At 40.1% G+C, this 22,157-nt stretch carries 19 protein-coding genes and 1 riboswitch; of the genes, 4 read left to right on the plus strand and 15 right to left on the minus strand.

Annotated elements, in window-relative coordinates; all coding sequences use genetic code 11:
• Nucleotides 1-136: 136 nt before the first annotated feature.
• From metH to G530_RS0113830, 14 genes are all read right to left on the minus strand, one after another.
• The gene (gene metH, locus G530_RS0113765) at nt 137-2,872 is read right to left on the minus strand and encodes a methionine synthase (protein ID WP_026935089.1); all 2,736 of its coding nucleotides are present in this window, start codon (nt 2,870-2,872) and stop codon (nt 137-139) included.
• 49 nt (nt 2,873-2,921) lie between these two features.
• Nucleotides 2,922-3,977: a homocysteine S-methyltransferase family protein gene (locus G530_RS0113770; RefSeq protein WP_026935090.1), complete on the minus strand. Its 1,056-nt coding sequence runs from the start codon at nt 3,975-3,977 to the stop codon at nt 2,922-2,924.
• 51 nt (nt 3,978-4,028) lie between these two features.
• A riboswitch (SAM riboswitch) is annotated at nt 4,029-4,132 on the minus strand.
• A gap of 76 nt (nt 4,133-4,208) precedes the next feature.
• Nucleotides 4,209-4,631: an OsmC family protein gene (locus G530_RS0113775; protein WP_026935091.1), complete on the minus strand. Its 423-nt coding sequence runs from the start codon at nt 4,629-4,631 to the stop codon at nt 4,209-4,211.
• Nucleotides 4,632-4,695: 64 nt separating this feature from the next.
• Entirely contained in the window at nt 4,696-5,190 is a 495-nt protein-coding gene (locus G530_RS0113780; RefSeq protein WP_026935092.1) for an SRPBCC family protein, read from the minus strand.
• A 138-nt stretch (nt 5,191-5,328) separates the two neighbouring features.
• Complete coding sequence (locus G530_RS0113785; protein ID WP_026935093.1) at nt 5,329-6,393, minus strand: NAD(P)/FAD-dependent oxidoreductase; 1,065 nt, start codon at nt 6,391-6,393, stop codon at nt 5,329-5,331.
• Entirely contained in the window at nt 6,386-6,979 is a 594-nt protein-coding gene (locus tag G530_RS0113790) for a precorrin-2 dehydrogenase/sirohydrochlorin ferrochelatase family protein (protein ID WP_026935094.1), read from the minus strand. Before G530_RS0113790 ends, G530_RS0113785 begins: the two co-directional genes overlap by 8 nt.
• A gap of 123 nt (nt 6,980-7,102) precedes the next feature.
• Nucleotides 7,103-7,891, minus strand: coding sequence for a uroporphyrinogen-III C-methyltransferase (cobA, locus tag G530_RS0113795; RefSeq protein WP_026935095.1), 789 nt, complete (start codon nt 7,889-7,891; stop codon nt 7,103-7,105).
• Nucleotides 7,884-9,977, minus strand: coding sequence for a HEPN domain-containing protein (locus tag G530_RS0113800; RefSeq protein ID WP_026935096.1), 2,094 nt, complete (start codon nt 9,975-9,977; stop codon nt 7,884-7,886). The genes cobA and G530_RS0113800 overlap by 8 nt, the downstream gene beginning before the upstream one ends.
• A 160-nt stretch (nt 9,978-10,137) precedes the next feature.
• Nucleotides 10,138-10,767 (minus strand): phosphoadenosine phosphosulfate reductase domain-containing protein, encoded by a 630-nt coding sequence (locus G530_RS0113805; RefSeq protein ID WP_026935097.1) that lies wholly within the window; start codon nt 10,765-10,767, stop codon nt 10,138-10,140.
• A gap of 134 nt (nt 10,768-10,901) precedes the next feature.
• The gene (locus G530_RS0113810) at nt 10,902-11,318 is read right to left on the minus strand and encodes an RrF2 family transcriptional regulator (RefSeq protein WP_026935098.1); all 417 of its coding nucleotides are present in this window, start codon (nt 11,316-11,318) and stop codon (nt 10,902-10,904) included.
• A gap of 32 nt (nt 11,319-11,350) precedes the next feature.
• Complete coding sequence (locus G530_RS0113815) at nt 11,351-12,568, minus strand: trans-sulfuration enzyme family protein (RefSeq protein WP_051199798.1); 1,218 nt, start codon at nt 12,566-12,568, stop codon at nt 11,351-11,353.
• A 6-nt stretch (nt 12,569-12,574) separates the two neighbouring features.
• Nucleotides 12,575-13,648, minus strand: a complete 1,074-nt coding sequence (locus G530_RS0113820) for a homoserine dehydrogenase family protein (protein WP_026935100.1) — start codon at nt 13,646-13,648, stop codon at nt 12,575-12,577.
• Nucleotides 13,611-14,624 carry an alpha/beta fold hydrolase gene (locus G530_RS0113825; RefSeq protein WP_026935101.1) on the minus strand — a complete coding sequence of 338 codons (1,014 nt, stop codon included), beginning with the start codon at nt 14,622-14,624 and terminating at the stop codon, nt 13,611-13,613. The genes G530_RS0113820 and G530_RS0113825 overlap by 38 nt, the downstream gene beginning before the upstream one ends.
• Nucleotides 14,625-14,687: 63 nt before the next feature.
• On the minus strand, nt 14,688-15,980 hold the full coding sequence (locus G530_RS0113830) for an O-acetylhomoserine aminocarboxypropyltransferase/cysteine synthase family protein (RefSeq protein ID WP_026935102.1): 1,293 nt from the start codon (nt 15,978-15,980) through the stop codon (nt 14,688-14,690).
• Nucleotides 15,981-16,987: 1,007 nt separating this feature from the next.
• Between G530_RS0113830 and metK the strand changes: the two genes are divergently transcribed.
• A complete protein-coding gene (gene metK / locus G530_RS0113840) occupies nt 16,988-18,250 on the plus strand; it encodes a methionine adenosyltransferase (protein WP_026935104.1) in 1,263 nt (420 codons plus the stop codon).
• 60 nt (nt 18,251-18,310) lie between these two features.
• Here the strand turns inward: metK and G530_RS0113845 are convergent, their stop codons facing one another.
• Nucleotides 18,311-19,180: an SDR family oxidoreductase gene (locus tag G530_RS0113845; protein WP_026935105.1), complete on the minus strand. Its 870-nt coding sequence runs from the start codon at nt 19,178-19,180 to the stop codon at nt 18,311-18,313.
• Between the two features lie 181 nt (nt 19,181-19,361).
• On the opposite strand from G530_RS0113845, the gene G530_RS0113850 reads away from it, so the two are divergent.
• The 3 genes from G530_RS0113850 to G530_RS0113860 are packed head-to-tail and all read left to right on the plus strand — an operon-like array spanning nt 19,362 to nt 22,138.
• The gene (locus G530_RS0113850) at nt 19,362-20,726 is read left to right on the plus strand and encodes an acyl-CoA dehydrogenase family protein (protein WP_026935106.1); all 1,365 of its coding nucleotides are present in this window, start codon (nt 19,362-19,364) and stop codon (nt 20,724-20,726) included.
• A 17-nt stretch (nt 20,727-20,743) separates the two neighbouring features.
• Nucleotides 20,744-21,673, plus strand: a complete 930-nt coding sequence (locus G530_RS0113855; protein ID WP_026935107.1) for a 2-hydroxyacid dehydrogenase — start codon at nt 20,744-20,746, stop codon at nt 21,671-21,673.
• Nucleotides 21,674-21,691: 18 nt separating this feature from the next.
• On the plus strand, nt 21,692-22,138 hold the full coding sequence (locus G530_RS0113860) for a universal stress protein (RefSeq protein WP_026935108.1): 447 nt from the start codon (nt 21,692-21,694) through the stop codon (nt 22,136-22,138).
• The last annotated feature ends 19 nt before the right edge of the window (nt 22,139-22,157 follow it).

A 22,157-nucleotide genomic window follows, 5' to 3' on the forward strand; every position in this document is an offset into this window, starting at 1 on the left:
TCGACAGGCTCAGCTTCGTACTAAAAGGATGCCGCTGCAATCCCTAACGCAGATTTTTCAATTCACCTTTTTTTCTCCTTCTAAACCTGTTTCAGCTTCTCTTGAGATTCTGAAACAAGTTCAGAATGACGACTTTTTAATCAGCAATATTAGGATTCAACCACTTTTCTGCTTTTTTATATTCTATTCCTTTTCTTTCGGCATAATCCTTAACCTGATCTTCTTTGATTTTTCCGAGACCAAAATATTTAACTTCAGGATTAGCAAAATAATAACCACTTACACTAGCCGCAGGCCACATCGCCAGGCTTTCAGTAAGCTCAACCCCGATTTTTTCCTTTACTTTAAGAATCTCCCAGATCGTTAGTTTTTCCAGATGATCCGGGCACGCAGGATAACCAGGTGCTGGCCGGATACCTTTATACTCTTCTTTGATCAAGGCCTCGTTGGTAAGATTCTCTGTTTCGGCATACCCCCAATCTTCTGTTCTCACTTTCTTATGCAGGTATTCAGCAAAAGCTTCGGCTAATCTATCAGCCAGGGCTTTGATCATGATCGAGTTGTAATCATCCAGATCCCTTTCAAACCCCTGCGCTAATTCCTGGGTTCCAAAACCTGTAGTCACACAAAAACAGCCTATATAATCCTGAACGCTATTTTCTTTTGGAGCTATAAAGTCTGATAACGCATAATTCGGCTGGGCTCCATGCTTTTTCAATTGCTGACGAAGTGTTCTGAAAATGGCAGTTTTCTGTTCTGAATCTTCAGAAAATTTTACTTCAATATCATCGTCTTCAACAGAATTCGCTTCAAATAATCCAAATGTAGCTTTAGCCTTCAGCAGTTTTTCCTTCAAAATTCGTTGTAGTAAAACCTGGGCATCTTCAAATAAACTCTTGGCTTGCTCTCCAACTTTTTCATCTTTCAGAATATCTGGATAGCGGCCATGCAGATCCCAGCTCCTAAAAAATGGAGACCAGTCGATATATTCCAGTAAATTTGAAAGATCAAAGTCCTCTATCACCTGTGTACCGAGCTTATTCGGTTTTTTGATCTCCGTTTTCTTCCAGTCAATTTGAAATTTATTTTTTCGGGCTTCTTCAATACTTAGAAATGATTTCACCTTACTTCGCTTCTTGAAATTAAGGCGGAAAGTATCATAGTCGGTTTTAAGATCACGCTTGTATTTTTCTTTCGTACTCTCTTTCAGCAATTGTCCAACAACAGTCACCGCCCGGGAAGCGTCATTTACATGCGCAACGGCATTCTTATATTGCGGATCTATTTTAACTGCGGTATGCGCTTTAGAAGTTGTTGCACCACCTATCAATAAAGGGACAGAAAAATCCTGACGTTCCATTTCCTTCGCCAGAAATACCATCTCATCAAGGGACGGAGTAATAAGTCCGCTGAGACCTATGACATCTACATTCTCTCTTTTGGCTGTTTCGATGATCTTCTCGGGTGGCACCATCACACCAAGATCGATGATCTCGTAGTTATTACATCCCAAAACTACAGCCACGATGTTTTTACCAATATCATGCACATCACCTTTGACAGTAGCCATTAATACTTTTCCAGCCGACTGTCTTTTATTCGATTTATCGGCTTCGATATAAGGTAATAAATGCGCTACGGCTTTTTTCATTACGCGGGCAGATTTTACTACCTGCGGCAGGAACATTTTACCACTTCCGAAGAGATCACCCACTACGTTCATCCCAATCATTAATGGACCTTCGATCACATCTAAAGGTTTTTCAGCTTCTATGCGCGCCTGTTCAATATCTTCAAGAATATAGGCATCAATTCCTTTTACCAGGGCATGTGTAATTCTATCCTGTAATGCTTTCTCGCGCCAGGAAAGGTCTATTTTATTCTCTTTTTTCCGACCTACCACATTTTCAGCAAAGTCCAGTAAACGCTCGGTAGCATCATCCCTGCGATCTAAAATTACATCTTCTACGTGTTCCAGAAGTTCTTTTGGAATCTCATCATAAACTTCCAGCATCGAAGGATTCACGATCCCTATATTCATCCCGGCTTTGATCGCATGATATAGGAAAACTGAATGCATGGCTTCCCGTACCGGGTTATTCCCACGGAAGGAAAATGAAACATTGCTCACTCCACCGCTCACACTACAGTACGGCAAATTTTCTTTAACCCATCGGGTACCTTCTATAAAGTCGATAGCGTTTCTTTTGTGTTCATCCATTCCAGTTCCCACCGGGAAAATATTCAGATCAAAAATGATGTCTTCCGGAGGAAATTTTACCTGATTGACGAGAATGTCATAGGAGCGTTTGGCAATTTCAATGCGACGTCCATAATTATCTGCCTGCCCTTTTTCGTCAAAAGCCATCACGATCACCGCAGCACCATAACGTTTGATCTTTTTCGCATGAGAGATGAATTCTTCTTCCCCTTCCTTTAAACTGATGGAATTCACCACGCATTTCCCCTGAACTACCTGAAGTCCGGCCTCAATGATATCCCATTTGGAACTATCTATCATAATAGGCACACGGGAAATATCGGGTTCAGCAACCACGAGATTGAGGAACTTTATCATGGCTTCTTTCCCTTCAATAAGGCCATCGTCCATGTTCACGTCGATGATCTGTGCACCGTTTTCTACCTGTTCCCGGGCAACTTCCAGCGCTTCATCAAACTTCTCTTCTTTAATGAGACGCAGGAATTTTTTAGATCCGGCAACATTGGTTCGTTCTCCTACATTTATAAAATTACTATCCGGTGTGATCACCAAAGGTTCCAGACCTGATAGCTTTAGAGGTCTAACGGTCCCTCCCGGCCTCAGTGGGGAGGCGTCTATCTTGTTAACTGAATTTGTACCTGTTGTACTCATAATTCATAATTTTTCGTCACCCTGAACTTGATTCAGGGTCTCTTATTCTTTATAAATCGGTTGATTGTTGAGATGCTGAAACAAGTTCAGCATGACGTTCTTCTTTGTTTTCTGAAGGGATCGGTCTTGGCTTGTAACCCTTTGTAATCTCTGCTATTGCTTTAATGTGTTTTGGAGTGGTTCCGCAGCAACCGCCGAGGATATTTACCAGACCTTTATCAAGATATTCTTCGATTTGAGCTGCCATTTCCCGGTCATCCTGATCGTACTCACCAAATGCATTAGGTAAGCCCGCATTAGGATAGGCAGAAACACCGGAGTTCGCATAGCGATTCAGAACTTCCAGGTGCGGAGTCAGTTGTTTTGCACCAAGTGCGCAATTAAAACCAACGCTTAAAAGTGGAATATGAGACACTGAAATAAGGAAAGCTTCTGCCGTCTGGCCGGAAAGGGTTCTTCCGGAAGCATCGGTAATGGTTCCGCTTACCATGATCGGAATATCAAGATTCAGTTCTTCTTTTAATTCTTCGATCGCAAAAAGTGCTGCTTTCGCATTCAATGTATCAAATACGGTTTCTACCAGAAGAACATCTGCTCCACCTTCGATCAATGCTTTTGCTTGTTGCTTATAGGCTTTCCGAAGCTGATCAAAAGAAATTGCGCGATAGCCGGGATCGTTCACATCCGGACTCATACTCGCCGTTTTGTTGGTGGGACCTATTGCACCAGCTACGAATCTTGGTTTCGATGGATCTTCAGCAGTGACCTGCTCCGCTACACCTTTCGCAATTCTGGCCGACTCAAAATTAAGCTCGTAAATGAACTCTTCCATTTGATAATCGGCCATCGCGATGGTAGTTCCGGAGAAAGTATTGGTTTCTACAATATCGGCTCCGGCATCAAAGTATTTTCGATGGATGGTGGCAATAGCTTCAGGTTGGGTAAGGGAAAGCAGGTCATTATTTCCTTTCAAAGAAACGGGCCAGTCGGCAAAACGTTTTCCGCGGAAATCGTCTTCAGAAAATTTATATTCCTGAAGCATGGTACCCATGGCACCGTCTAGTATTAATATTTTTTGAGAGAGTAACTCTTCTAATTTCGACATGATTATTCAAATAATACGATATCAAAAAAAGAAGACTGGAAAGAATTCTGTTTGTTATCTATCCGAGACTGAACTCAGTAGAATGTAGCACCTTCTCCTAAGGAGGGTTGCTAAGGTTTCACAGGGTCTAATCCCTCAACCTTTCTTGATAACGAATGTTAGTAAACAATGAACTTAGGGGACAAATATAATGTTATAATATACCCAAGAGCAAGGATTTAAGAAAATTTTTTATAAAACCTTCTCGCCATTTAATTGAATGGAATAACTGATCTCAGCAGCTTTTTCCAGCATTTTAGATACTGAGCAATATTTATCCATAGATAGTTTTACTGCTCTCTCCACTTTCGCTGCAGGAACGTCCCCCTTCAGAATAAAATCAAGATGTATCTTTTTGAAAACATTAGGTATCGCTCCATCTTCACGATAACCATCCACCTCAACCTGAAGATCTTCCAGCTCATGATTCTGCTTTTTCAGGATCATGACCACATCTATACTGCTACATCCAGCAATCCCGCGGAGAATAAGATCCATGGGACTTGAACCTTTAGGCTCATCATCAGATTTATTGTCCAGAAGAACAATATTGCCGCGCTCGTTTACAGTTTCAAATAGATAATTATCGTTGATTCTTTTTAAGCTGATCTTCATGTTTATCGAATTTTCACCAAAGATAATATTCCTAAATTGAAATCAGAATCTCGAATTAACAGAATTATACCTTTTCCAGATGGTCATCAAGCTGTAAAAGTCCGGCGGTAAATCCTTCCTGGAATCCCATATTTAAAATTGCAACCAGCGCCTCCTCAGTTTCATACGTCGTTTCAATAGTTACCAGCGTATGAGAACCTTCAGGTTCAAACTCCACTTTCCAGGTCGATTTTGGTAATTCTTCATTAACAACCCCGTTTTCATCACAGAACGAATCTAATCCTACGAATCTTTGTTCCTGTACAATTTCTTTGTATTCGGCCAGGGCATAATGCTCTTCACCTTCGGGACTCTGCATAGCATATAACCAACTTCCATTTTCCCTGAAATTCATCCGTTTAGTTTTGGCTTTCCATGGTTTTGGCGCCCACCATTTATCCAGGGTTTCAGCACGTGTCCAGGCAGACCATACCACATCTAAGGGGGCGGCAAATTCTTTTTCCACTATAATAGTCCGCTTTTCTTTATTAATTTTAAACTCCAATTTTAATGTTTCCATTTGCTTTAAAAATTTGAATAAAATGCATTGTTTCAGAAAAATAAAATCAACCTAAATTAGGATATTAAAACATAAGTAATTGAGAATAAGAAGTTAAAACCAACAAAATTATAGGTTCCCAAAATTAATTTTACAGCATTAAACACTAATACTTTTCACCACTTCTCGTTTTGCTTCTTTTTTAGTTCCGTCGAAACCTTCAACCCCGCCTACAGTCGTGTACTTCAACACATACTTCTTATCTGGATTGATTCGCGCATAAGCACTCTGGCACATGATCGCAGCTTCGTGAAAGCCAGACAATATTAGCTTCAGTTTTCCTTTATAGGTATTCACATCGCCTATCGCATAAACCCCGGGAATATTAGTTTGGTAATCATAAGAATTATCTACTTTGATCGCATTCTTTTCAATTTCCAACCCCCAGCTTCCAATAGGTCCAAGTTTTGGCGATAACCCGAATAGTGGAATAAAATCATCTACTTCCCTGAACTCTTCACCACGCGCTTTATCCTTATGCCGAATGACCACTTTCTCCAAATGATCCTTCCCTTGGAGGCCAACAACTTCTGCATTGGTGATCATTTCAATTTTTCCAAGTTTAGCCAATTCTGAAACTCTTTCTACGGAATCTAATGCTCCACGGAATTCTTCCCTTCTGTGTACTAAAGCAACTTCTGAAGCAACATCGGCTAAATAAATCGCCCAATCTAAAGCAGAATCCCCGCCACCAGCGATCACTACACTTTTATTACGATACACTTCAGGATCCTTAATAAAATAAGATACTCCCTTATCTTCAAAATCTGCGATATTAGGAATTGGAGGTTTGCGTGGCTCAAAAGAACCAAGTCCGCCTGCAATTGCAACAACGGGGGCGTGATGCTGAGTTCCCTTATTCGTAGTTACAATGAAAGTCCCGTCATCAAGTTTTTCTAAAGTTTCAGCTCGCTCTCCAAGTGTAAAACCAGGCTCAAAAGGTTTTATTTGCTCCATTAGATTCTTAACAAGATCACCCGCAAGGATCTCTGGAAATGCGGGAATATCGTAAATAGGTTTTTTGGGATAGATCTCGGAACACTGTCCGCCAGGTTGAGGGAGAGCATCAATTAGATGTGTTTTTAGTTTTAGAAGTCCCGCTTCGAATACGGTAAACAATCCTGTGGGTCCTGCTCCAATGATCAGGATATCTGTTTTAATCATTTTTCTCCTTTTTATATATTAAAGATTCAGTAATACTATTCATTTGTTCCACTTTGGCTTCGAAATCACCTTTGATGGATTTTCGATATTCATTCAAATTCTCCACCATTTCATTTACATTTTCGGGAATCACTTCTTCAAAAAACTGTCGTAAACGCTTTGCGGTTGTTGGTGATTTTCCATTAGTGGAAATGGCGATTTTCACATGCCCTTTATTTACGATCCCGCCCATATAGAAATCGCATAACTCCGGTGTATCTGCGATATTCGCCAGTAAAAATCTTTTTTTGGCGTCTTTATACACTCTTTTATTGAGTTTTGCATCGTTTGTTGCAGCGATTACAAAATGCCGCTTCTTAAGATATTTTCGTTTATACCTTCCCTTTGTCAATTTAGCTCCGTGTTTTCTGGCAAGCTCTTCTGTTTCCGGTAAAAACCATTTTGCTACCAACTCTACCTTCGCATTAGGACTGGATTTAAATAGAAAATGAAGCTTTTCGTGACCTACATTTCCACCACCAACTACCAAAATTTTAAGTTGATTCACTTTTAAAAAAACCGGATATAATTCGTTTCTCTCTTCCATTTTTTTGTTTAATAATTCGCATTTCGACTCCGCTCAATGTGACAAACTTTTATTTTGTCAAGCTGAACTCGATTCAGGTTCTCTAGAGATCCTGAATCAAGTTCAGGATGACGTGTTTAAGTTTTAAGCTGCTCCTACTTTTACATATTTCGATCTCGGAAGGTTTTTTACATTCTGAAAAACTGTTTGCAAAGCATTCGCTTCCCGAACCACCTCACCAATGACTATAATGGCAGGTGCGCCCAATTGTTTTTCTGAAACGATATTTTCAATCGTTTTGATAGTCCCAAAACCTGACTGCTCATTTACCGTAGTTCCATTTTGGATAATTCCTACGGGAATATCTTCCTTTCCGAAACCACTAAAAACCTCTACGATTTCTTTCAGTTTTCCCATTCCCATGAGAATCACCACAGTTGCTGTGGATTGTGCGGCTAAACGAACATCATTCGATATTTTTCGCTGGGAAGTAGTTCCTGTAATCACCCAGAAACTTTCTGAAGTTCCTCTTTGTGTGAGCGGAATACCAACATTGGCCGGCACCGCGATCGAAGAGGTGATTCCTGAGACCACCGCCGTTTCCAATCCATGTTTCCTGGCATAGTTGATCTCTTCAGATCCCCTTCCGAAAATAAAAGGATCTCCTCCTTTAAGTCTTACCACATGTCCTCGCTCCCGGGCATATTTTACGATCAATTCATTGATCTCTTCCTGAGGAAGGCGATGTTTATCCTTTCGTTTTCCCACAAAAATATGTCTCGCTTGGGGTGCATATTCCAATAGGTCTATATTGATAAGGGCATCATACAGAATTACGTTAGCCGACTTTAAAGTATTCAAAGCCTTTACCGTGATCAATTCCGGATCTCCCGGCCCGGCGCCTACAACCGTAAGTTTTGGTGAATTAAACATTCTGTACCTCCTTCGTTCTATAAGCATCCACTCTATTCAGAAATAACTGCGCATCCTCTAAATACTTGCTGGCAAAGTCTTCGCTGGGTTCATGCTGGTTTAACTGGTATGCAAATTCTTTAAATGTGGTCGCTAGATCGATCTTGCCGGTTTCAACAAATAGTTCATCAAATTGAGCAATGATTCCAGCCTGAGTATTCGTCTTTACATCTTCAGCCAGCAGCAAGGCTTTCGCTGAATTTACTATCGAAGTGTACGCGTGATAAATACTATCTGCCCAGTCCTTTCGTTCCATCGCAGATTTCGCATTATCGATCTTTTCTTCACTTTCGAATAAAAGGGTCGCAATTAGATCTATCACAACCCCAGCACATTCTCCTACTCCAACAGCTTTGATATAAGGCGATTCATGCCCCCAATCCACAAAGTCATTTTCGGTAAGATTGGAAGTATCAGCCAGGTCTTTCAGCAGATCATAGAAATAGGTCTTTTCTTTTCGATCATAGTATTCCACGAATTTTTCATCCTGTTCTGAATTGGCTTCAAAATCATTTAACAATACGCGAAGAGCTTCCGGACCACGTTTACTGGGAACCTTTACCAGTTTATCAGCAAATCTCCCCTGACCATTTCCTAAAGTTCCGCCACCCAGCAATACCTGAAGTGCCGGAGCAACCGTTTTCCCGACTTTTATAGACATACCCTGGAAGCCGATTTCAGCCATATTATGCTGGCCGCAGGCATTCATACATCCGCTGATCTTTATGGTGATATCCTTTCCATTCGTGAATTGTGGATATTCTTCCTTTAGAACATCTTCCAGCACATCGGCGATTCCGGTACTGCTAGCAATTCCCAGATTACAGGTATCGGTTCCCGGGCAGGCCGTAATATCTACGGTTTTATTATAGCCGGTTTCTGCATAGCCCAGCTTTTTTAATTCTGAATAAAAGAAAGGAAGAAATTCTTCACGTACATGACGTATCAGAATATCCTGTCTTAGGGTTAATCTTATTTCGTTTCCGGCATATTTCTTTACCAGACCTGCCAGCTGTCTCGCGCCACCAGTATAAAAATCCCCTAACGGAACCCGAATTCCAATAGCGAATAAGCCTTCCTGCTTCTGGGCAGACACATTGGTTTTCTTCCAGTTTTCGAATTCTTTCTCATCGCCAATTTCTACAGAAGGAACTTCTACATCCTGCAAAGGCGGGGCTGCTTCAAATTTCTCAATTTCAAATTTTGGTTGCTTCTGAGAAAGGGCCGTCTTCTGTTCCTCGACCAGCTTCATAAAAGCTTCTTTTCCGATATCCTTCAGAAGGAATTTCATTCTTGCTTTTAATCGTTTTGCACGTTCACCATGACGATCAAAAACCCGCAGAACACCTTCAATTAGAGGTATGATCTCTTCCGCAGGTAAAAAGTCATATAACTCATCTGCATGCCGGGGTTGTGAGCCCAGACCGCCACCAAGCATTACTTTGAATCCGCGTTTTCCGTCCTTCAGTTTGGCGATAAAACCAAGATCATGTATATAACTAAGGGCAGTATCTTCATCTGAAGAAGAAAAGGACATCTTAAATTTTCTACCCATTTCCTGGCAAATAGGATTACGAAGAAAAAATTGAAATACAGCGTGTGCATATGGTGAGACATCGAAAGGCTCGTTGGGATCTATCCCAGCGGTTGGCGAAGCTGTAATATTTCTTACCGTATTCCCGCAGGCTTCCCTAAGAGTAACATCATCTTTTTCCAGTTGCGCCCAAAGCTCGGGAGTCCTGTCCAGACTCACGTAATGGATCTGGATATCCTGTCTGGTTGTAATATGCAGCCGACCTTTGGAATACTCATCTGAAACATTAGCGATCCGGTGTAATTGTTCTGAAGTTACCTTTCCAAACGGCAGTTTTATACGAACCATTTGAACTCCAGACTGTCGCTGTCCATAGACTCCACGTGCCAGGCGCAGGCTACGAAATTTCTCTTCATCAGCCTTTCCTTCGCGAAAAAGCCTGATCTTTTTTTCTAAATCCAGGATATCTTTCTCGACAACGGGATTTTCAATTTCGGTTCTAAAACTTTGCATGATCTTGATTATTTAAATGAAAAAAGTCCTTTTAAGAATGACACTTAAAAGGACTTTTTATAATTCAGTTTATAAAATGGACTTCTAAGTATGAGGCGAATAGCACATACACATATAACAAATGATATTTTTAAGATATTGGATCATAGTTCTTTCAGGCTTATGCATGTAAACCGCACTCTCTATTAGATAATACTTTTGTAGGATCGAAATATTTAAATTCGTTCGGTAATTTATTTTTTTTGAGATATTCGTCCAGCTTTTCATCGCTCCAGTGGTAAAAAGGACTCACTTTAAGTAAGCCGTCTTTACTATAACTCAGGATATCTATACTATCTCGAAAAGCTGTCTGACCCTTTCTAAGATTCGTAAACCACACATCTGGTTGTTCAAGTGCCATTGCTCTTTGAAAAGGTTCTAATTTCACCTGTTTGGTATATTCTTCGTGCAATGGACTATTCACATCCGGAATACCATTATTCAAGGCATCTCTGTAAGCTGCGGTTTGTTTCGGGGTATATAATTTGACATTCAAATTAAGCTGCTTTATTACTTCATCTGCATGCCTGTAGGTTTGAGGAGTATTATAACCTGTATCGCACCATACCACGGTAGTATCCGGTTTTTCAGTAATTACCGCGTGTAAAATTGCCGCCTCGTATGGCCGAAAATTCGTTGTGATCACGGGTTTTCTGCTATTTACCAATACCCATCTAATCACTTCTGGAGGGTCTATCCCCTTTAGCTGACTGTTCAAAGCCTTTAATTCTTTTGCCGAATACTTTCTCATAATCCCTCTTTTTTCCAAAGTCGCTTCCATAAAACTATAATCCTATCGGTTTACTAGGTTTTAAGCAAAACTAAACTTCGCCTGTTTAAACACCAATTATTTCCTTAATAAAAATCTTATTTTAACACTTCAGGCTATTGCGTGATAGCAATATCTTCCAAAGTGTTTTCACCAAGTACATTTAGTGAAGCATCCCTCACCTGTATCATCAGTTTATGAACTGAACAGGTATTCTCATCAGGACAATCATCACACTTTTCATAATAATTAAGGCTAACGCAGGGAACCATTGCGATAGGCCCTTCTAAAACCCGGATCACTGCGGTCATTTTTATTTCCTGAGGTTCTTTTATTAAATAATAACCTCCGCCTTTACCCTTTTTCGAGCCTAGAAATCCTGATTTTCTGAGTTCCAGCATAATACTCTCCAGGAACTTCTGAGAAATATTCTCACTTTCAGATATCTCTGAGGCCTGGACCGGATTCCTGTCCTTTTTTCTGGCGATGTACGCCAGTGCCTTAATTCCGTACTTGGTCTTTTTGGAAAGCATAGGACGAATATAAAATATTCCCTTTGCTTTCTCTAATTGTTCAACGCGTTTTTTAAATCCTTAATTATATCATCTATATGTTCCAATCCAACGGAGATCCTTACAAGTCCGTCGCTAATTCCCGCATCCAGACGCTCACTTTCACTAAGCTTACTATGAGTTGTAGAAGCCGGATGCGTAACTATGGTCCTGGTATCCCCGAGATTTGCCGACCTGCTGCAAAGCTGAAGTCGGTCAATAAATCTTCTACCAGCTTCTATTCCTCCTTTTATTTCGAAGGCGACCACATTCCCTCCTAGTTTCATCTGTTTTTTGGCAATTTCATATTGCGGATGAGATCTTAAAAATGGATATTTCACATTTTCAGTTTCGTCCAGGGTTTCCAGAAACTCAGCCACTTTTAAGGCATTTTCGCAATGCCTTTCTAAACGAACCGGAAGGGTTTCCAGGCTTTTAGAAAGTATCCAGGCATTGAAAGGAGAAAGTGCCGGCCCTGTATTTCTACTGAAAAGATAAATTTCCCGAATTAGATCTTCTCTACCTACAGTGACTCCACCAAGGACCCTACCCTGCCCGTCTATTAATTTAGTAGCCGAATGTAGTACCAGGTCTGCCCCAAATTTTATCGGATTCTGTAAATACGGAGTTGCAAAACAGTTATCGATGATCAGAATCAGATCATGCTTTCTGGCAATTTCACCCAGATATTCCAGATCCAGAATATCAACTCCGGGATTGGTTGGAGATTCTGCAAAAAGGACTTTGGTTTCCGGTTTAATTAGTGCTAGAATATCTTCAGGTTGATTCACATCAAAATAGGAATGTGAAATATTCCACTTCGGAAAATACTTCGTAAACAAGCCATGGGTAGAACCAAAAACCGATCTTGCCGCCACAATATGATCTCCACTATTCAGCAAAGCCGCCAGGGTGGAAAATACAGCCGCCATACCAGTAGCAAAAGCGTAGCCTCCTTCTGCGCCTTCCATCTTCACAATTTTCTCCACAAGTTCTGAAGTATTCGGATTGGTAAATCGGCTATAGATATTACGTTCTTTCTCTTCGGCAAAACTCGCTCTCATATCTTCTGAATCTTCAAAGACATAACTTGAAGTAAGAAAAAGCGGCACAGAGTGCTCCTGAAATTGAGTTCTTTCACTTTGGGTTCTTACAGCAATCGTCTCAAAATTCTCCTGAGAATAGGCGTTTCCGTTTATTTGTTCTGTCCCGATAGCTTGTAGGTTTTCCATCTTATTTTAATTTAATCGTTCAGATATTTTTAAAATATCTCCAAATACTCCCCTTGCAGTCACCTCTGCCCCAGCACCGGCTCCTCGAATCACCAAAGGCTGATCTTTATAGGATTCGGTATAGATCTCAAAAACATTATCGGCTCCTTCAATTTGTCCCAGAACTGAGGATTTTGGTTCATTGATAAGTTTTGCTTCCAGTTCCCCGGTTTCGGCATTTAATTCACCTATATATCGCAGAACATCATTGGTAAGTTTCTTAGTTTTAAAATTCCTAAAATGAACATCCAGTTCTCCAGTTCTTTTGTTGAACTCATCCAAAGTTGTATTTCCATTCAATTGCTTCGGAATTAAAGACTGGATCTTTACTTCTTCAAATTCCTTTTGCAATTCCAGTTCACGGGCAAGAATGAGCAATTTTCTACCAACATCCTTTCCACTCAGGTCTACCCTTGCATCAGGTTCAGTATACCCCAATACACCTGCTTCCTTAAGCACTTCTGAAAATTCTTTTTCTTCTTCAGAATACGTATTGAAAATATAACTCAGGGAACCAGAAAAAACTCCTCTTATTCTCGTCACTTTCTCTCCGGAAAGGTGCAGAATTCTCAAAGTTTCGACTATCGGAAGTCCTGCACCAACATTGGTTTCGTAAATGAACTTCTTGTTATTTTTCTTCAGTTCTTCTCTCAACTTTCTATAAAATTCGGTAGACAGGGTATTAGCAACTTTATTAGCCGCGATAATATGACTTCCGGAATTTATCAGCGAGATGTAATTTTCTGGAAATTCGTCACTGGCCGTTGTATCTATGGAAACAAGATTCTCAAAATCATTTCTTCTGAAATACTCCTGAATATCCTCAAAAGAATAGCGCTGCGAATTAGTTTTGAACCCGTTATTCCAACCAGATTTTATCCCGTTTGGGTTTAGAAAAGCATGGGAAGAATCTGCCACCAGGATCACTTTTACAATGATGCCTGATGATTTCTTCAGATGTTCCTCAGATTTGGCAAGTTGTTCCAGCAGTTTGCTGCCTACTTTACCCGGCCCAAACAGAGCGAGATGAATCGTTTTCATATCTTTTTTGTGTTATTTGAAATATTGGTTTTAAAAATTGATTGAGCTGATCTGTCTCGATCAGAAATGCATCGTGCCCATGAATTGATCTTATTTCATGAATGCTGATATTTGGTTTTAACAGGGATAATTCCACGTAGGTATTCCAATTCTCTTCCGCCAAGAAAAACAGATCTGAATTCACTGTTACCAGGTGCACATTCCCCTTGATCCTGTTGGCTGCTTCCAAATAATTTCCGCTGCCATCACTAATATCAATCGTAGTGAGCAAATGATTCATCAATTTATAAGAAGGAAGCGTGAAGCGGTTCTTCAACTTTTCGCCATGATGCAAAAGCCAGTTTTCAACTTCAAAACTTTGGTTTTCCTTGTTTCTTTTTCCTTCAAATTTTTGAGCCAGCGAATGCGGAGTCCTGTAAAAGGTCATCGCATGCATACGGGCATCATGAACAGGATTAGATGAATTATTCAAAATATGATCCTGTATTCTGCAATTGGCCACCAGCCAGTCGGTAGATTTGTAATCGCAGGCGATCGGAATGATATTCTCAGCCAGGTCTGGTTTTAAAACTGCCAGTTCCCAGGCCAGTGCACCACCTATACTTCCACCAATAATGGCAAAAAGCCTGGTAATATTCAGCTTTTCCAATGCCAGTGACTGAATCTTTGCAATATCTCTTAATCTGAATTCCTTATAATTTTCAAAGAACTGATCTTCGTGACCTTTGAATCCGTTGCCGGGAATATTAAAGGCAAGCACGCAGAACTTATCTATCTCGATACATTTATTTTTACCTATAAGATCCTTCCACCATCCTTTGCTTCCTGTAACCAGCGAGTTACCGGTTAGGGCATGATTTACCAATATGATCGGGGCCTCTGTTGGCTTTTTTCCGAAGAACTGGTAGCTCAGGTGAATATCCTGAACAGTTCCTGCGGAATTTTTAAAGTTTTCTATTTTAATCTCTTCAAGCATCTCTTTTAATTTAATCCGGAAAAGGCCTTGACCTTTCCCGGATCTATTAACCAAACCAACATTTTAAACCAATGATTTCTTTTTAATTTGCGCAAAGGCCTCCTTGAGATCTGCCTTTAGATCCTCCACATCTTCAAGCCCAACAGAAAGCCGAATTAAGTCTGGAGTCACTCCCGTAGAAGCTTGCTCCTCTTCAGTTAATTGCTGATGCGTAGTACTTGCCGGGTGAATGATCAGTGATTTTGTATCTCCAATATTTGCCAGAAGTGAAAATACTTTTGACTCATCTACCACGGTTTTCGCAGCTTCAAATCCTCCTTTTACTCCAAAGGTTACCAGTCCGCTTTGACCTTCCGGAAGATATTCCTGGGCTAGTTTGTGATATTTACTGGATTTCAGACCTGGATAATTAACCCATTCTACTTCCTCCTGCTCCTGAAGCCATTCAGCAAGTTCCAGAGCATTTTTACTATGTTCTTTGATCCTGATCTTTAAAGTTTCCAGTCCCTGGATGATCTGGAAAGCGTTGAAAGGACTTAAGGCTGCACCATGATCTCTTAAACCTTCTATTCTCACTTTGGCGATAAATGCCGCTTCTTCGAGAGCTTCATGATAAACTAGCCCGTGGTATCCTGGTGAAGGCTCGGTGAACTCTGGGAATTTTCCATTAGCCCAGTCAAATCTACCTGCATCGATGATCACGCCACCAAGCGCGGTTCCATTTTCGTTTATATATTTAGTTAAAGAATGAATTACGATATCTGCACCATGTTCTATAGGATTCAGCAAATAAGGTGTAGCAACCGTATTATCTACAATAAATGGAACTTTAAAAGCTTTAGCTTCCCTGGAAATTCCTTTAAGATCCAGTACATCCAGTTTAGGATTTCCCACAGATTCAGCGAAGAATACCCGGGTATTTTCCTTTGCTGCTTTGGTGAAATTTTTAGGATCTGAAGGATCTACGAAAGTGGTAGTGATCCCGAATCTCGGTAATGTATTCTTAAATAGGTTATAAGTCCCTCCGTAAAGACTGTTGGAAGAAACGATATGGTCTCCGGCTTTAAGTAAAGTAAGTAGCGCTGTATTAGTCGCTGCTGTTCCAGAAGCGGTAACTACCGCTGCTATACCACCTTCCAGCGCCGCCAGCCGCTGTTCCAGAATATCCAGGGTTGGATTATTGATCCTGGTATAAATAAACCCGGGTTCGGCCAGAGAAAATAGATTTGCCGCGTGATCTGAATTATTGAAAACGTAAGAGGTGGTTTGATAAATTGGTACTGCTCTTGTTCCACCATTTTGTGTTACATCATGTCCTGCATGTAATGCTTTTGTTGAAAAATTCTTTGTGCTCATAATATTGATTTTAAAAATGTTGATTTTGACCTAATAAAGAAGTCCCCCTGATATGCTATTACCAGGGGGACTTTTTGAATTGAACTTTATAACTAATTAAATTCTCCGGTTTTGGCAATAGTTTGTCATGTGACGCATACACATCATATCCATACACATAGTCATCATTAGGTTACAAGTAGTTCTCATTAGTTCTCTTAACATTTAAAACTCGATTTGGGAGCTTTGATATTTTACTGTTTCGTTTTTTTCTTTTTCGTCAAGCTGAATTTGATTCAGCTTCTCAATAGATCCTGAATCAAGTTCAGGATGACGGTTTATTTTATTTCAACACTTCGACTGCGCTCAGTGTGACAAAAATCTGGATATAAAAAAAGCCGCTGCGGTTGGCAGCGGCTTTTTGCATTTATATCTTTTCAGGTTATGCAATAGAGTGCGCTGCGGAAGTCTCCGGCATCATACACATCATATTACAAATTATACTGATCATTTTTATTATTATTTCGTTTACAAAGATAACGACGGACTTTTTTAATTTCCAAGCGTTTAGATAAAAATTATTGAAAATAAATTTTTCGAGGTCTTTTTATAAGGATATAAAAATTAGACTGTTGTTTCATTAATTTATTCGGAAATGTCTTCTGCGTTAGGGATTGAGCGGGTTGTTTGAGCTCTCCCGGTTTTTCACCAGGAAGCGAGCCGCGAAAGCCCGGCGCAAGCCCTTTTCGGCGCAGCGCAACGCCCCAATTCAGTATACTAATTACCAAAAACAGGTTGAACAAAGCCTATAAAAAATCGAAATTGGATAAAATGACGTTAAATGCAATTGCCATGATATGAATTTTTATACATTTGTAACCAACATATTGAAAGGGATAGATTTGACTGATTGCAACCCTATTATACTTTGAAGAAGTATTTTAAAATGCTAAAGCAGAATGTTTACTACACTCCACTTAGCTCTTCACGTCAAATTTTTCCATTCTTATAATTAAAAAAGGAATTGAATGGCTTATTTATTTACTTCAGAAAGTGTTTCTGAAGGGCACCCGGATAAAATTGCAGATCAGATTAGTGATACCTTACTTGATAATTTCCTGGCTTTTGACGGGGAATCGAAAGTTGCCTGTGAAACTTTGGTAACTACAGGACAGGTGGTACTTGCTGGTGAAGTTAGAAGTAATACCTATTTAGACGTACAGAATATCGCCCGTGATGTGATCAATGATATTGGTTATACTAAAGGTGCTTATAAATTTAGTGGGGATTCCTGTGGGGTGATCTCTTTGATCCATGAACAATCCCAGGATATTTACCAGGGTGTAGATCGCGGAAAGAAAGAAGAACAGGGAGCCGGTGACCAGGGAATGATGTTTGGTTACGCGACCAATGAGACTGAAAACTATATGCCCCTTGCCCTGGATATTTCTCATAAAATATTGATTGAATTGGCGAAACTTAGACGTGAGGGAAAAGATATAGAATATCTGAGACCCGATTCTAAAAGTCAGGTAACCATAGAATATAGCGACGATAATGTTCCGCAAAGAATTGTAGCTGTTGTAGTTTCTACTCAGCATGATGACTTTGATGCCGACGATGAGAAGATGCTTTCTAAGATCAAAAAGGATATGATTGAAATTCTTATTCCTAGAGTGAAGAAACATTTACCAGAATATGTTCAGGAGTTGTTCAATGATGATATCGTTTATCACATTAATCCAACAGGTAAATTCGTAATTGGAGGACCGCATGGTGATGCCGGACTTACAGGAAGAAAGATCATTGTAGATACCTACGGCGGAAAAGGTGCCCACGGTGGTGGAGCATTTTCAGGAAAAGACCCTTCTAAAGTTGATCGTTCTGCAGCTTATGCTTCAAGACATATTGCCAAGAACCTAGTTGCTGCAGGTGTGGCACCAGAAATTTTGGTTCAGGTATCTTATGCTATTGGGGTGGTAGAACCTACTTCAATTTCAGTTTACACTTACGGAAAGAAAAATACAGATCTAAGCGATGGCCAGATCGCTGAAAAAGTGAAGGAGATTTTCGATATGCGTCCAGCTGCTATTGAAGACAGGTTAAAGCTTAGAAATCCTATTTATCGCGAAACTGCTGCCTATGGACATATGGGTAAAGAACCAAGGATGGCGACCAAGGTTTTTGAGAGTCCTTATAATGGTAGAATCACCAAAGAGGTAGAGTTATTTACCTGGGAAAAACTGGATTATGTAGATAAGGTGAAAGCAGCTATTTCACTGAATGATTAATCATATTCTAGCATAAAATTAAAAGCCACGTAAATGCGTGGCTTTTTTAATTTGTATAATTTAAATTGTAGGTTTACCGCCAGTAACCTGTACTGTAGAGCCGCTCATATAACTTGAATCTTCAGAAGCTAGTAAAACATAAGCAGCAGCAAGTTCTGCAGGTTGGCCGGGTCTTTTCATTGGAGTATCTTCCCCAAATACTTCTACTTCGTCATCGGGTAAGGTAGCCGGAATTAGTGGAGTCCAGATAGGCCCCGGCGCCACACAATTAACCCTTATTCCCTTATCAGCCAGAAGCTGCCCCATACTTGCGGTCATGTTTTGAATCGCACCTTTAGTAGCCGCATAAGGTACAAGGTCTGGACGAGGGCTATAGGCATTGATAGAAGAGGTATTAACAATAGTACTCCCCGGTTTTAAATGCGGTTCCGCAGCTTTACATAAATAGAATAAACTATAAATATTCGTTTTAAAAGTATAATCGAACTCTTCACTAGATATATCCTGAAGCGATTGTCTCGACATTTGATAAGCGGCATTATTAACCAGAATATCTATTTGTCCAAATTCTGAAATGGCTTTTTCGATAATTTTCTTACAATGATTTTCATCGCCTACATCTCCAGCCATAAGCACCGCTTTTTGTCCTGCTTCCTCAACCAACCTGGCAGATTCTTTCGCATCTTCATGTTCTTTCAGGTATGATATCAGCACGTTTGCTCCTTCCCGGGCATAGGCAAGCGCCACTGCTCTCCCTATTCCACTATCTGCGCCCGTTATTATCGCATTTCTTCCTTTTAATTTGCCACTACCTTTATAGGATTTTTCTCCATGATCTGTTTTTGGCTGCATTTTTTGTTCCCTACCGGGTTCTTCCTGATTCACATTTGAGAATGGAGGTTTTGCATACTTTTCTTGTGGATGTTCCATACTTCATTTTTTCGTTTAACTCATTATGAGTCATAAAATTATCGAAGAATATGGAATTGAATTTTAATAATTTCCTAAATTTCCCATAATTGAAAATTATACTTTATCATTTCTTCGGAAAACCTTAACAGCGGCGAGCTTTATTAATTCCTATTTTTAAAACTCACCAACCGGTTTTCTAATGTCTATATTCAAAAAAGTAAAAAACACCATCAACCTTCTAAAGTCGGTTGACATGGATCAACTAGCCAAGATCAATGAAAAAATAGATCTGGCCGATGCCATGAAATCTTTAGGGAGTTTAGACGAGCGTCAATTGGCCGGATTGATGAAAATGTTAAAATCAAAAGGCAAAAAAGGCCAGCATGACCTCCCTCCCATCGATGGTGATTTTTATAATCTAGACCTTAAACTAACGGAAAAACAACGTGAAATTCAGTTGAAGGTGCGAAATTTCATGGAAGATGAAATTAGACCGCTGGTAAATGAATACTGGAAGAAAGACCAGTTTCCATTTGAGGTGATAGAAAAATTCAAAGATCTGAATATAGTTGGTGTACCCTACGAAGGATATGGATGTCCTAATTTACCTTTCCTTATGGAGGGTATCGTAGCCCAGGAGATCGCCAGGGTGGATGTTTCGATCTCCACATTTTTTGGAGTCCATAGCGGTTTAGCGATGGGCTCAATTTATTTATGCGGAAGCGAGGAGCAGAAACAGGAATGGCTACCACAGATGCAAAAAATGGAAAAGATAGGAGCATTTGGTCTTACCGAACCTAATGTTGGGTCTGGCGTTGCCGGCGGTTTGGAAACCACCTGTAAATTTGACGGTGAAAACTGGGTCTTAAACGGACAGAAGAAATGGATTGGAAATGCAACTTTTGCCGATGTAACCATTATCTGGGCAAGAGATCTGGATTCAAATCAGGTGAAAGGGTTTTTAGTAAGAAAGGAAAATCCTGGCTTTAAAACCGAAAAGATCAGAGATAAAATGGCACTAAGAATTGTTCAGAATGCCATTATTACTCTGAAAGATTGTAAAATTCCAGAAAGCGACAGGCTTCAGAATGCAAATTCCTTTAAAGACACTGCCAATGTTCTAAGAATGACCAGAGCCGGAGTGGCCTGGCAGGCGGTGGGATGTGCTCGAGGAGCCTATGAAAGCGCTTTAAAGTACACTAAAAAAAGAGAACAATTTGGAAGACCTATTGCTTCCTTCCAGTTGATCCAGAATCATTTAGTAGAAATGCTTTCAAACTTAACCGCAATGCAAACCTTATGCTTCAGACTTTCTGAAATGCAGGACCTGGGACTTCTAACAGATGAACATGCCAGTCTTGCAAAAGTTTACTGTAGCATGAGAATGCGAGATGTTGTTAGCCGTGCCCGTGAGGTGCTTGGGGGCAATGGAATTTTACTGGAATATGACGTGGCTCGTTTTGTAGCAGATGCCGAGGCGATCTACAGTTATGAAGGAACAAAAGAAATTAATTCGCTTATAGTAGGCCGTGCCATTACTGGTTATAGTGCCTTTGTGAGCTAAAAGAAAAAGAAAAATTTATGTCAGTATTGATTGTATGTCCGGGGAAGGATCCGGAAAATTGGGTAAAAGCTTTAGAGAATCAACATCGAGGGATGAATATTTATGTTTATCCTGAAGATCATGATAAAGAAGAGGTAGAATTCGCTCTCACCTGGAATCACCCACGTGGTCTATTTAAGAATTACCCAAACTTAAAAGTTATTGCCAGTATGGGTGCTGGAGTAGATCATATTCTGAGTGATGATGCGCTGCCAGAAGGCGTGAAAATCACGAAGGTAGTAGATGATACCCTAACAGAAGATATGGGAGACTTCGTGTTAAGCCAGGTAATGAACCATATTAGAGGTTTGCACCATTACGTGAAATGTCAGAAAGAAAAAGAATGGGATAAATTTCAGTATAAAAGACCTCAGGATACCAAGGTTGGAGTCATGGGACTTGGAGTGCTTGGTAATGCTGTTGCCGACAAGCTTCATAAGAACTTTTTCAAAGTTTATGGATGGTCCAGAACCGAGAAGAGCTGTGAAAATGTAACTAGTTTCTATGGTAAAGAACAATTAGAAGAATTTCTTCAGAATTCTGAAATACTTGTTTGTTTATTACCTTTAACTGAGGATACAGAAAATATCCTGAATGCAGATCTTTTTGATATGCTGCCAGAAGGAGCTTATGTAATAAATGTTGCCAGGGGTGAACATCTTGTAGAACATGACCTTATGGAAATGATCGATAACGGGCATCTCGCCGGGGCGTCGTTAGACGTTTTCAGAGAAGAACCTTTACCCGAAGAGCATCCATTCTGGGAACATTCGAAGATAAATATTACGCCTCATATCGCCAGTGTAACCAAACCTGAATCTGTGGTGCCTCAAATTGCAGATAATTATGATAGAATGATGGAAGATGAACCTCTTAAAAACAGAGTGGAGTTGGATAAAGGTTACTAATAATTAAACTTTTTACAGATGGATACGATTAAAAATATCATGGTGGCGGTCGATTTTAACGACAGCATTGGGGAGCTTATGGTGTATGCAGATAGTCTTGCACAGAAATTTACATCTAAGGTCTGGGTTTTACATGTTGCAGATCCCGAACCAGATTTTGTAGGTTATGAACCTGGCCCACAATATATCCGTGATATTAAGGCAGAAGAGTATCGCGAGGAACACCGAAACCTTCAGGAAGTCTGTAAAAATTTTATCAGTGAGGATATTATTACTGAAGCATTATTAATCCAGGGGTCTACTGTAGAAACGGTAATGAAGGAAGCTCAGAAATTAAATATCGACCTTTTGATCGTTGGTACGCATAAGCATAGTTTTTTGCATAATCTTTTACAGGAAAGTATTTCGCTGGAATTATTCAAAAAAGCCGAGATACCAATGCTCACCATCCCCATCGATGAATAAAGATTGTTGAAAAAATCCC

Origin of the sequence: Christiangramia echinicola DSM 19838, from assembly GCF_000423065.1 — a bacterium.
GTDB classification, from domain to species: Bacteria; Bacteroidota; Bacteroidia; order Flavobacteriales; family Flavobacteriaceae; genus Christiangramia; species Christiangramia echinicola.